Origin of the sequence: Streptomyces adelaidensis (genome assembly GCF_016598475.1) — a bacterium.
Lineage (GTDB): Bacteria > Actinomycetota > Actinomycetes > Streptomycetales > Streptomycetaceae > Streptomyces > Streptomyces adelaidensis.
The window spans coordinates 18,975-30,757 of the sequence record NZ_JAEMUX010000072.1 but is presented as its reverse complement, the minus strand read 5'-3'; the positions used below and the strand labels follow the sequence as shown (position 1 = coordinate 30,757).

At 68.4% G+C, this 11,783-nt stretch carries 8 protein-coding genes and 1 pseudogene; 2 read left to right on the top strand and 7 right to left on the bottom strand.

What is annotated here, in order from left to right; genetic code table 11:
* Positions 1–151: 151 nt before the first annotated feature.
* The 7 genes and pseudogenes from I8N67_RS31340 to I8N67_RS31310 form a co-directional block, all read right to left on the bottom strand.
* A pseudogene (locus I8N67_RS31340) lies at positions 152–1,201 on the bottom strand (aldose epimerase family protein); the annotation flags it as partial.
* A gap of 78 nt (positions 1,202–1,279) precedes the next feature.
* Positions 1,280–2,524 (bottom strand): multiple monosaccharide ABC transporter permease, encoded by a 1,245-nt coding sequence (gene mmsB, locus I8N67_RS31335; protein ID WP_200307614.1) that lies wholly within the window; start codon positions 2,522–2,524, stop codon positions 1,280–1,282.
* Positions 2,521–4,071 carry a multiple monosaccharide ABC transporter ATP-binding protein gene (gene mmsA / locus I8N67_RS31330; RefSeq protein WP_200307613.1) on the bottom strand — a complete coding sequence of 517 codons (1,551 nt, stop codon included), beginning with the start codon at positions 4,069–4,071 and terminating at the stop codon, positions 2,521–2,523. Before mmsA ends, mmsB begins: the two co-directional genes overlap by 4 nt.
* A 32-nt stretch (positions 4,072–4,103) precedes the next feature.
* The gene (gene chvE / locus I8N67_RS31325) at positions 4,104–5,213 is read right to left on the bottom strand and encodes a multiple monosaccharide ABC transporter substrate-binding protein (RefSeq protein WP_200307612.1); all 1,110 of its coding nucleotides are present in this window, start codon (positions 5,211–5,213) and stop codon (positions 4,104–4,106) included.
* A gap of 103 nt (positions 5,214–5,316) precedes the next feature.
* Positions 5,317–6,285, bottom strand: a complete 969-nt coding sequence (locus I8N67_RS31320; protein WP_200307611.1) for a hypothetical protein — start codon at positions 6,283–6,285, stop codon at positions 5,317–5,319.
* A 135-nt stretch (positions 6,286–6,420) separates the two neighbouring features.
* Positions 6,421–7,443 (bottom strand): zinc-dependent alcohol dehydrogenase, encoded by a 1,023-nt coding sequence (locus tag I8N67_RS31315; RefSeq protein ID WP_200307610.1) that lies wholly within the window; start codon positions 7,441–7,443, stop codon positions 6,421–6,423.
* Positions 7,440–8,597: a mandelate racemase/muconate lactonizing enzyme family protein gene (locus I8N67_RS31310; protein WP_200307609.1), complete on the bottom strand. Its 1,158-nt coding sequence runs from the start codon at positions 8,595–8,597 to the stop codon at positions 7,440–7,442. Before I8N67_RS31310 ends, I8N67_RS31315 begins: the two co-directional genes overlap by 4 nt.
* A gap of 911 nt (positions 8,598–9,508) precedes the next feature.
* Between I8N67_RS31310 and I8N67_RS31305 the strand changes: the two genes are divergently transcribed.
* Both I8N67_RS31305 and I8N67_RS31300 read left to right on the top strand, forming a co-directional pair.
* Positions 9,509–10,561, top strand: a complete 1,053-nt coding sequence (locus I8N67_RS31305) for a LacI family DNA-binding transcriptional regulator (protein ID WP_200307608.1) — start codon at positions 9,509–9,511, stop codon at positions 10,559–10,561.
* Between the two features lie 192 nt (positions 10,562–10,753).
* Complete coding sequence (locus I8N67_RS31300; protein ID WP_200307607.1) at positions 10,754–11,755, top strand: substrate-binding domain-containing protein; 1,002 nt, start codon at positions 10,754–10,756, stop codon at positions 11,753–11,755.
* Positions 11,756–11,783 lie beyond the last annotated feature (28 nt).

Below are 11,783 nucleotides of genomic sequence, written 5' to 3'. Positions count from 1 at the left end.
GGGGCGGACCCGTTGGGGACGACCGGGTCCGACGACTAAGGGCGGCCCGTGCGGGGGAGCACGGGCCGCCCTTACATACGGAGACTGGGGTGGCACTGTTCAATCGCTGAGAATTTGGTAGGAACTTGTGAAGTTCCTGTGAAGCGGGGCGTCAGGTGAAGGAGTGGACGGTCGTCGAGCGGTACGTCTGCCCAGGTCGCAGCACCGTCGACGGGAACGAAGGCCTGTTCGGCGAGTCCGGGAAGTGCTGGGTCTCCAGGCACAGCGCGTCACCCTGCCGGTAGACCTTCCCGCCGGTTCCGACGAGCGTGCCGTCCAGGAAGTTCCCGGAGTAGAACTGGATCCCCGGCTCGGTCGTCGAGATCCTCAGCGAACGCCCGGACGACGGGTCCCGGAGCGTGGCGGCCCACTCCGGCTCCTGGGTCCCGCCCTTGTCGAGCACCCAGTTGTGGTCGAACCCCTTGGCGTACAGCAGCTGTCGGGCGTTCTCGCGCAGGTCCTCGCCGATCGGCTTGGCGTGGCGGAAGTCGAAGGGGGTGCCCGCGACCTCGGCCTGCTCGCCGGTGGGGATGAGGCCGGCGCCGACGGGGGTGTAGCGGGCGGCGGCGATGGTCAGCTCGTGGTCGTGGACGGGACCGCCGCCCTCACCCGCGAGGTTCCAGTACACATGGTTGGTGAGGTTGACGACGGTGGCCCGGTCGGTGGTCGCCTCGTAGTCGATGCGCCAGTCGCCCCGCTCGGTGAGCGTGTAGGTGACCTTCACCGCCAGGGTGCCGGGGTAGCCCGTCTCACCGTCGGCGCTCGTGCGGCGGAGGTGCAGGCCGACGTCCGGGCCCTTCTCGAACGGCTCCACGTCCCAGACGGCCCTGTCGAAGCCGTCCGCCCCGCCGTGCAGGCTGTTCTCGCCGTCGTTGACGGAGAGTTGGTGCGTCTCGCCGTCCAGGGTGAACCGGCCCTCGGCGATGCGGTTGCCGTACCGGCCGATCAGGGCGCCGAAGTAGGGCGACCCGGCGACGTACTCCTCGACGGTGCCGAAGCCCAGGGAGACATTGGCGTACCGGCCCTCGCGGTCCGGGATCTCCAGGGACTGCACGATCCCGCCGTACGACAGGACCTTCAGACGGGTGCCGCCGTTCTCCAGCGACCAGCGGTGGATCTCCGTCCCGTCGGCGAGCTTGCCGAAGAGCTCCTTCACCGGGCTTCCTGCCTTTCGTGGAACAGCCGAGGGGTCCCGCGCGCTCGTGGCACGCGGGACCCGACGACTTGCTCGACATACCTGCTACGAACCGGACTTGCGCTTGTTCCACACGTCGAACCCGACCGCGGCCAGCAGGGCCATGCCCTTGATGACCTGTTGCCAGTCGGTGCCGACACTGAGGAGGTTCATGCCGTTGTTCAGCACACCGAGGACGAGACCGCCGATGATCGCGCCGAGGACGGTGCCGACACCGCCGCTCATGGACGCGCCACCGATGAACGCCGAGGCGATCGCCTCGAGTTCGTAGTTCAGGCCGGCCTTCGGGGAGGCCGCGTTCAGCCGGGCGGCGACCACCAGACCGGCCAGGGCCGCGAGGACACCCATGTTCAAAAAGACGTAGAAGGTGACCTTCTTGTCCTTGACGCCGGACAGCTTCGCGGCCGGCAGGTTGCCGCCGATCGCGTAGATGTGGCGGCCGAAGATGGAGTTGCGCATCACGTAGCCGTAGCCGACCACCAGCAGGCCCAGGATGATCAGGACGATCGGGGCGCCCTTGTAGCTGGCGAGCAGCAGGGTGACGGTGAGCAGCGCGGCGACGATCGCGACCAGCTTCAGCACGAAGATGTTGGCCGGCAGCGTGTCGAGCGAGAACTCCTGCTGACGCTTCCTGTCCCGGAGCTCCTGGAGGACCACGAAGGCGATCAGCACGAGGCCCAGCAGCAGGGTGAGGTTGTGGTAGTTCGTCTCGGGGCCGGTCTCCGGCAGGAAGCCGTTGCCGATCTTCTTCAGGCTGTCCGGGAAGGGACCGAGGGTCTGCCCCTCCAGCAGGATCTCCGTCACACCGCGGAAGGTCAGCATTCCGGCGAGGGTGACGATGAATGACGGGATGCCCAGATACGCGATGAAGTAGCCCTGGAGCGCGCCCGCCAGCGCGCCCGCCAGCAGACAGAGCACCACCGCGACGGGCCACGGTATGTCGTGCTGAACGGTCAGCACGGCCGCGAAGGCGCCGACGAACGCGGTCAGCGAACCGACCGACAGGTCGATGTGGCCCGCGATGATGACCAGCATCATGCCGATCGCGAGGATCAGGATGTAGCTGTTCTGCAGCACCAGATTGGAGATGTTGCGCGGCAGCAGCAGGTCGCCGTCGGTCCACACCGCGAACAGCGCCACGATCAGGCCCAGGGCGATCAGCATGCCGTACTGCCGCATGTTGCGGCGCATGCCGTCCAGCATCAGCTGGAGCAGGCCTCCGCCCGCCGCTGCCCCGCTCTTGCCGGGCGGCGCGGGGGCCGGGCTCTTGGCGGTCACATCCGTGCTCATCGGGTTACCTCTTTGTCCTTCGTCATCTGACGCATCAGCGATTCCTGCGTGGCCTCGGCACGCGGGAACTCACCGGTCAGCCGCCCTGCGGCCATGGTGTAGATGCGGTCGCACATCCCGAGCAGTTCCGGCAGCTCGGAGGAGATGAAGACGACCGCCTTGCCCTCAGCGGCCAGCTTGTCGATGACCGTGTAGATCTCGTACTTGGCGCCGACGTCGATACCGCGCGTCGGCTCGTCCAGAATCAGCACATCCGGCCCCGCGAAGATCCACTTGCTGAGGACGACCTTCTGCTGGTTGCCGCCGGACAGCTTGCCCACCGGCTCGAAGACGGTCGGCGCCTTGATGTTCATGGACTTGCGGTACCGCTCGGCGACCTGCCGCTCCTCGTGCTCGTCGACCACACCGCGCTTGGAGACCTTGTCCAGGGCGCTCAGCGAGATGTTCCGGTTGATGGTGTCGATGAGATTGAGGCCGTAGTGCTTGCGGTCCTCGGTGACGTACGCGATGCCGTGCTTGACCGCCTCGGGGACGGACTTCGTACGGATCTCCCGGCCGTCCTTGAGGACCGTGCCACCGGCGTACCGGCCGTAGGTCCGGCCGAAGACGCTCATCGCGAGTTCGGTGCGGCCGGCGCCCATCAGGCCCGCGATCCCGACGATCTCCCCGCGCCGCACGTTGATCGACACGTTGTCGACCACCTTGCGCTGCTGGTCGATCGGGTGGTGCACGGTCCAGTCGCGGATCTCCAGGGCCGGGGCCGCGCCCACCTCCGCCTCGTGCGGGGTGCGCTCGGGGAAGCGGTGGTCGAGGTCGCGGCCGACCATGCCCGAGATGATCCGGTCCTCGGTGGTCTCCGCCGCCTTCACATCGAGGGTCTCGATGGACTGCCCGTCGCGGATGATCGTCACCGAGTCGGCGACCTTGCGGATCTCGTTGAGCTTGTGGGAGATGATGATCGAGGTGATGCCCTGGTTCTTCAACTCCAGGATGAGATCGAGGAGTTTGCCGCTGTCCTCGTCGTTCAGCGCCGCGGTCGGCTCGTCGAGGATGAGCAGCTTCACCTTCTTCGACAGCGCCTTGGCGATCTCCACCAGCTGCTGCTTGCCCACGCCGATGTCGGCGACGCGGGTCTCCGGGTGATCGTCCAGACCGACCCGGCGCAGCAGCTCACTGGCGTGCCGCAGCGTCTCGTTCCAGTTGATGAACCCACGCGTGGCGTGCTCGTTGCCGAGGAAGATGTTCTCCGCGAGGGAGAGGTAGGGCACCAGCGCCAGCTCCTGGTGGATGATCACGATGCCGCGCTGCTCGCTCGCGCGGATGTCCTTGAAGGAGCAGAGCTCTCCCTCGAAGAGGATGTCGCCCTCGTAGGTGCCGTGCGGATGGACGCCGGAGAGCACCTTCATCAAGGTGGACTTCCCGGCGCCGTTCTCACCGCAGATGGCGTGGACCTCGCCTTGGCGGACGGTCAGTTTGACGTCCGACAGCGCTTTCACACCGGGAAAGGTCTTGACGATCGAGCGCATTTCCAGGACGGGTCCCGCCATGGTCTTGCCTTCCAATCCTTAAGGTCGGACGCTTACTTGAGCTGGTCCGCCGTGTAGTAGCCGCCGTCGACCAGGACCTTCTCGTAGTTGGTCTTGTCGACGCTGACCGGCTCGAGCAGGTACGCCGGGACGACCTTGGACCCGTTGTCGTAGGTCTTCGTGTCGTTGGTCTCGACCTTCTTGTCGTTGAGCACCGCGTCGACCATGTTCGAGGCGACCTTGGCCAGCTCACGCAGGTCCTTGTAGACCGTCTGCGTCTGCTCGCCCGCGATGATCGACTTCACCGAGGCCAGCTCGGCGTCCTGACCGGTGAGGACCGGCAGCGGCTTGCTCTTGGAGCCGTAGCCGTCGGACTGCAGGGCCGAGAGGATGCCGATGGAGATGCCGTCGTACGGGGAGAGGACCGCGTCGACCTTCTCGGTCTTGTACGACGCCGTGAGGATGTCGTCCATGCGGCGCTGGGCCGTGGCGCCGTCCCAGCGCAGGGTCGTGACCTTGGTGAGGTCGGTCTGGCCGGACTGGACGACCAGCTTCTTGTCGTCGATGTACGGCTTCAGGACGCTCATCGCGCCGTTGAAGAAGTACTTGGTGTTGTTGTCGTCGTTGGAGCCGGCGAAGAGCTCGATGTTGAAGGGGCCCTTGCCGTCCTTCAGGCCGAGCTTGTCGACGATGTAGTTGGCCTGGAGCTCGCCGACCTTGCTGTTGTCGAAGGAGGCGTAGTAGTCGACGTTCGGGCTGTTCAGGATCAGGCGGTCGTAGGAGATGACCGGGATGTTCGCGTCCTTGGCCTGCTGCAGCACGTTGTCGAGCGACTTGTTGTCGATCGCCGCGACGATCAGCGCCTTGACGTCCTGGGCGATGAGGTTCTCGATCTGCGAGACCTGCTGGTCGGGCTTGTCCTCGCCGTAGACCAGCTTGGTCTTGTAGCCCTTGGCCTCCAGGTCGGCGACGACGTTCTTGCCGTCGGAGATCCAGCGCTCGGAGGACTTGGTCGGCATCGCGATACCGATGGTGGCGCCCTTGGTGCTGCCCGAGGAATCGGTCTCGCTGCCACCCTCGGAGCTCTGGCCGCAGGCGGACAGGGTGAGGCCGAGAGAGGCGGCGGTGGCTATGGAGGCGAGGGCGGCTCTGCGAGTGCGCATGTCATCTTCCTTGATGTATGTGGCCGGGATCCGGTCGGGCGAGGAGTTGTGTTGGAGTCTGTGCGACTGCGTCGGGTTTTGTGAAGAGGGAGTTTCCGGAACGTTATGCAGGAGTTCCGAACCGCTTCAGTGCTCCCGGCAGCCGCGAGCCGAGCGGAGCCATGTCGCCGTCCGCGCCGTGCCGCGCGAGCAGGTCCAGGGCGAGCCGTCCGCGCCGTACGCGTTCCTTGGCGGTGGACAGCGTGAGGTCCCGCAGGTGGTGCCCGTAGGGGTAGATCCCGGGGGTCTTCGACAGGCCGAACTTCAGGTAGAGCGGTGCGCCGCGCCGGATCAGCTCGGCGACCTCGTACATCCTCACATAGCCGCCGAGGTCGTCCGGAGCCTCGATGTACATGTCCATGGGGGCGGCGGACATCCGCCGGATCTCGGTGAGGTGGTCGAGCGTCAGGTCGCTCGGCACGTTGATCGAGTCGCCGCCGAGGTTCTCGTAGACGGCGTACGCGGTCGGGTTGACCGGTCCGATCAGCGCCGACACCTTCAGGGTCGTGTCGGCCGGGATGATCCCGGCCAGCCGTGCCCGGTGCAGCGTCCACAGCACACCCTCGTCGGCGACGAGCAGGCACTTCACACCCAGCTCGGTCGCGCGAACGGCGTCCTCGACGCACCCGGCGACCGCATCGTGGCCGCGGGCCCTGAGGCCGGCACCCTTGGAGTCGGTACGGGTGGAGGCGCCGATGTCCCAGGTGCCGCGCGGGCCGGTGAACAGGCAGAGCTCGATGTCGCGCTCGCCCGTCGACTCCACCATCTCGGTGATCTCGGCGTCGGTGAGCATCCAGACACCGCTGCCCTGGCTGATCCGGTGGATCGGCACATCGAGCCGCGAGGCCTCCTTGAGGACCACGGCGAGCGCCTCGGGTCCTTCGACGGAGGGCACCTCGGTACGCCAGCGGCCGCCGCCGGGGAAGGTGTGCGGGGAGGCGTCGCAGGGGTCGAGGGCGGGCGCGGCCACGCCGAGCGCGGCGAGCGCCTGCTCGCCGGGTCGACGCGGCGCCGGAGCGGAGGTCTCGGTCACAATCTGTCCTTCATGTTCGATATCTCGGACGAAGTTCGCGGCTCTGGGTGCGGGGGGTTCAAGGCGCGGAGCTTTGGGTGTACGCCGGTACGAAGTCGTCAGGTACCCCGTACCGGCGTACGGCTCAGGGGTGGGTCATGGCCGCAGCAGGACCTTTCCGACCGTCGGGTCGCCGGACCCCACCAACTCGATGGCCTGCGCGAACTCCGTCAGCGGCAGCTCGTGCGTGACCAGCGGCAGCGGATCGAGGAGCCCGGCCCCGAAGACCCGCACCGTGTGCGCCCAGGCGTCCGGCGCCGCACCGAACACGGTGTGCACCTCAAGCTGCCGCACGACGAGATCCGTCGGGTCGAGCCCGTCCGCGCCCGGCGCGGGGATGCCCGTCAGGACCAGCCGGCCGCCGCGCCGCAGCAGGGCGGCGGCGGTGCGCGCCGCGTCCGCGGACCCGGCGGTCTCGATGACGACGTCGAAGTCGCCGGGCAGCTCCTGGTCCTTGGTACGGAAGTCCGTCGCACCGAACCGCTTGGACAGCTCCGCACGGTCCGGACGGGTGCCCACGACGAGCAGCTCGGACGGCGAACCCGCCTTCAGGAACTGAACGGCGAACATGCCGAGCGTTCCCGTGCCCACGACCGCGACCCGCTCACCCGGAACGGCGTTCGCCTTGAGCGCGGCGGCCGCGATGCACGCGGCCGGCTCCAGCAGCGCCGCCGCCGTCAGATCCGCGTCGTCCGGCAGAACGTGCAGCAAGCGGGCGGGCAGTGTGAGGGTGGTGGCCATGGCGCCCGGCTGGGTGAAGCCGGTCTCCTCGTACCCCGCCGTGCACAGCGTGGTCTCGCCCGCGTGGCAGCGGTCGCACACCTGGCAGTTCCGGAAGCCCTCGCCAACGACCTTGCGGCCTACAAGAGTTGAAGGAACGCCGTCCCCGACCGCCGCCACCGTTCCGGACCACTCGTGGCCCGGGGTGAGGGGGTAACGGACGTATTCCTCCGGCCGGTTGCCCTGGTAGACCTCGCGGTCGCTGCCGCAGATCCCGGAGGCGTGCACCCGGACCAGGGCCTCGCCGGCGGCCGGCTGCCGCGGCTCGTGCGGGACGAGCCGGTGCTCGCCCGGTGCCTCGATGACGACGGCGGTGGCCGCGTCGGGATCGGCGCTCACTTGCTGCCCTTGGGCTTGCGCTGCTCCCAGCCCTCGGCCCACAGGTCGAACCGGGCCTGCTGCTGCGGGAACTCCGCCGCCGCGTCCACGTCCAGCTCGACACCGAGACCCGGCTTGTCGGAGAGGTGGAAGTAGCCGTCCACGACCTCCGGCGCGCCCGAGATCACCTTCTTGATCTCCGCGTCCGCGAAGTCGTTGAAGTGCTCAAGGATCTTGAAGTTCGGGGAGGTGAACCCGACCTGGAGGGAGGCGGCGGTCAGTACCGGCCCGCCCACGTTGTGCGGGGCGACCAGCACATAGTGCGACTCGGCGGTCGCGGCCAGCTTGCGGGTCTCCCAGATGCCGCCGATGTGGCCGACATCGGGCTGGATGATGTCCACGGCCTGGCTCTCGAAGAGCTCCCGGAACTCGATCCGGTCGTGGATCCGCTCACCCGTGGCGACCGGGATGTCCACCTTGGCGGCGACCTTCTCCAGCGCCTTCAGGTTCTCCGGCGGGCACGGCTCCTCCAGCCACGCGGGCTTGAAGGGCGCCAGGTCCTTGGCCAGCCGGACAGCGGTGGCGGGGGAGAACCGGCCATGCATCTCCAGCATCAGCTCGGAGTCCGGCCCGATGGCGTCCCGCACGGCCTCGATCAGGGAGACCGCGTACAGCGACTCCTTGTGGTCCAGCTCGAAGTGGCCGGTTCCGAAGGGGTCGATCTTGAGCGCCTTGTACCCGCGCTCCATGACCGCCCGCGCCGCCTTGTGGTACGCCTCGGGCGTGCGCTCCGTGGTGTACCAGCCGTTGGCGTACGCCTTGACCTTGTCGGTGACCTTGCCGCCGAGCAGCTGCCAGACGGGGACGCCGAGGGCCTTGCCCTTGATGTCCCAGCAGGCCATCTCGATCACGGCGATGCCGGACATCACGATCTCGCCGGCGCGCCCGTAGTCGCCGTACTTCATGCGCTTGACCAGATCCTCGACAGCGAACGGGTCGGAGCCGAGAATGTGATTGTTCTTCGCCTCGTGCAGATAGCCGAGCAGCGCGTCGGTGTGGCCCAGCATGCGGGTCTCGCCGACGCCGGTGAGCCCCTCGTCGGTGTGCACCTGGACGTAGGTCAGGTTTCGCCACGGCGTCCCGACCACGTGCGTGCTGATTCCCGTGATGCGCACGGTACTCCCTGTCCTCTTGATCTGTTCGAAATTTCGTCACACGTTCGAAATGCTGATCGCGACAGTAAGGACGACCCGGTCGGAGTGTCAATGGGTCGAACACATAACGGTTTCGGCGCGATGGCCGGCAAGGCGGCGAATTCCCCCGCCCGGACCCGCCCCGGACCCGCTCGGCGTACCGCCCCGCCGGGCTTTCGGCGTGATGGTCACGACTGCGTTCGGCCAGGTTACTGGCCCGATGGGGCCGGCCTCCGGGGGCCGCTCGGCGCGGCGGGCGGCGGTTCGACGGTGGTCGGGCGGCGGGCGCCGGGAGGCAAGGCCGTCGTTGTGCGGGTGGCGGGCCGGTTGTGGTCCCGTCCAGGGCGGGGGCCGGACTGCCATGGCGGTGCGGATGGCCGGGGCGCGGGGGTGGCCGGCCGTGGGGAGCCGGGTTCGGTTCGGCCATTTCCGGCCAGGGGGAGGCGGTCCGGGCGGACGACGGCGCCGGGGGTCCGAGCTGCCGGAACGTAGGCGCCGGCAGGCGAATCGGCCCCGGCGGCACCGGGGCGTACGGCCCCGGCGTGGCTCGCGTCAACTGGTTTGGGCCAGGGGCCCGTTGCGCGGCCGGGAGGTGCGCGCGGCCGGCCGTCTCCGTGGCCCTCGGCAACCGGCGCGTTATTCAACCGTGACGACTTCCCTGACGCAGCCCTCTTGACCGCCATGAATTGTTAGCGCTCACAATGACCTCCGCACTCACCGATCGTCGCCGACGGCATCCAAGGAGGTTTGAGCGTCATGTCGCCACCGCGCCAACTCGCCCACCCGCCCGGTGCCACAGGGCTTTCCGGAGTCCCGGCATGACGTCGGCGGCGCGGGAGCATCCGCCCGCGACACAGGTCTTATCGGCAGACGACCGCCAAGGAGGTGCGGCCATGACGCAGGTTCCGTCGCAGCTCAGGCCGCCCACCATGGCGGACGTGGCGCGCATGGCCGGGGTCTCCCACCAGACCGTGTCCCGCGTGCTGGGGGACCACCCCAACGTGCGGGACGAGACCCGGGCCAAGGTGCTGCGGGCGATCGAGGAGATGGGCTACCGCCGCAACTTCTCCGCACGGGCCCTGGCGACCCGGCGCACCCGGACCCTGGGGGTCGTCGCCTCCAACACCACGCTCTACGGCCCGGCCAGCACGTTGTTCGCGCTGGAGGAGGCGGCACGGGCCGAGGGGTACTTCGTCTCCACGGTCAGTCTGCGCGAACTCACGGTCCGGACGCTCTCCGAGGCCCTGGACCGGCTCAGCGAGGGCGGGGTGGAGGGCGTGATCGCCATCGCCCCGCAGCGTTCCGCCGTCGAGGCCCTGGCCGGACTCCGCCACCCTTTCCCGGTGGTGGCCGTCGGCACCGGTTCCGGCGCCGAGGTCCCCAGCGTCAACGTGGACCAGCGGCTGGGCGCCCGGCTGGCCACCGGCCATCTGCTGGCCGCCGGCCACCGCAGGGTCTGGCATCTCGCCGGGCCCGAGGACTGGCAGGAGGCGGCGGACCGGACCGCCGGCTGGCGGGAGACCCTCGAAGAAGCGGGGGTCGAACCGCCGATGCAGCTGCGCGGGGACTGGAGCCCGCTGTCGGGCTACCGGGCCGGCCAGGAACTGGCGGGCTGGGTGGGCCGCGGCCTGACCGCCGTCTTCGTCGCCAACGACCAGATGGCACTGGGGGTGCTGCGGGCCCTGCGTGAGGCGGGCGTGCGGACCCCCCAGGACGTCGCGGTCGCCGGCTTCGACGACATCCCGGAGGCGGAGTTCTTCGCTCCACCGCTCACCACCGTCCGACAGGATTTCTCGACGGTGGGCAAGCGGAGCATCGCCCTGCTGCTGGACCTCATCGAGGGCCGGACCCCCTCCGGGACCTCCAGCGTCGCCATAGAGCCCCAACTCGTGGTCCGCGCCAGCACTTTCCCGTACATCCCCCAACCGGGGGCCGCTCCCGGCTGATGCGGCACCAGCCGATCGCCACGCTCCACCAACCGCACAAACCACATCACTGTGGCCGATATCTCGAACGATGATCGACAGGCTGGACGCAGTGCGACCGGCTCACCGGGCACCGATCGGCCTCACCCAGCACCAACCGGCCTCACCCAGTACCAGCGGTCCATCCCGGGCCGGCTCTTCAAAGGAGAAGACATGCTCAACAGACGGAACTTCCTGACCGCAGCGGTCGGCGTGGTGGCGGCGAGCGGCCTGGCGGCCTGCGCCAAGGAGGACGACAGCTCCACCGGCACCTCCACCAGCGGCGGCAAGAAGATCACCCTCGGCTTCTCCCAGGTCGGCTCGGAGAGCGGCTGGCGCAGCGCCAACACCGACTCGGTGAAGGCCGCCGCCAAGGAGGCGGGCTACACCCTCAAGTTCTCCGACGCCCAGCAGAAGCAGGAGAACCAGATCTCCGCGCTCCGCAGCTACATCGCGCAGAAGGTGGACGTCATAGCCTTCTCGCCGGTGGTCGTCACCGGCTGGGACGCCATCCTCAAGGAGGCCAAGGCCGCGAAGATCCCCGTCGTCCTGACCGACCGGTCCGTCGAGAGCGACGAGTCCCTGTTCGTCACCTTGGTCGGCTCCGACTTCACGGACGAGGGCCGGCGTGCCGCCAAGATCCTGGAGAAGGTCCTGGAGACGGCCGGCCACAAGGGCAAGGTGAAGATCGCCCAGCTGGAGGGCACCACCGGTGCCGCCCCCGCGATCGAGCGCGCCAAGGGCTTCAAGGAGATCATGGACGCGGAGCACAAGGACGACTGGGAGATCGTCGTCACCCAGACCGGTGACTTCACCCGCGCCGGCGGCAAGCAGGTCATGGCGGCCTTCCTGCAGTCCGACCCGGACATCAACGTGCTCTACGCGCACAACGACGACATGGGCCTCGGCGCCATCCAGGCCATCGAGGCGGCCGGCAAGAAGCCCGGCAAGGACATCCTCATCGTCACGGTCGACGGCGTGAAGGACGGCTTCATCGCGATGTCCGAAGGCAAGATCAACGCGATCGTCGAGTGCAACCCGCTGCTCGGCCCCCAGCTGATGGAGGTCGTGCAGAAGGTCAAGGACGGCGAGACGGTCGAGCGCTGGATCAAGACCGAGGAGAGCGACTTCATGCAGGACCAGGCCAAGGACGCGCTCCCCACCCGCAAGTACTGACCCACCGCACCCACCCGGCAGGGAGCCT

What these genes read in the sequence shown, in the direction of transcription:
- mmsB (WP_200307614.1), bottom strand. Translation starts at nt 2,524, where the DNA reads ATGAGCACGGATGTGACCGCCAAGAGCCCGGCCCCCGCGCCGCCCGGC.
- mmsA (WP_200307613.1), bottom strand. Translation starts at nt 4,071, where the DNA reads ATGGCGGGACCCGTCCTGGAAATGCGCTCGATCGTCAAGACCTTTCCC.
- chvE (WP_200307612.1), bottom strand. Translation starts at nt 5,213, where the DNA reads ATGCGCACTCGCAGAGCCGCCCTCGCCTCCATAGCCACCGCCGCCTCT.
- I8N67_RS31305 (WP_200307608.1), top strand. Translation starts at nt 9,509, where the DNA reads ATGACGCAGGTTCCGTCGCAGCTCAGGCCGCCCACCATGGCGGACGTG.
- I8N67_RS31300 (WP_200307607.1), top strand. Translation starts at nt 10,754, where the DNA reads ATGCTCAACAGACGGAACTTCCTGACCGCAGCGGTCGGCGTGGTGGCG.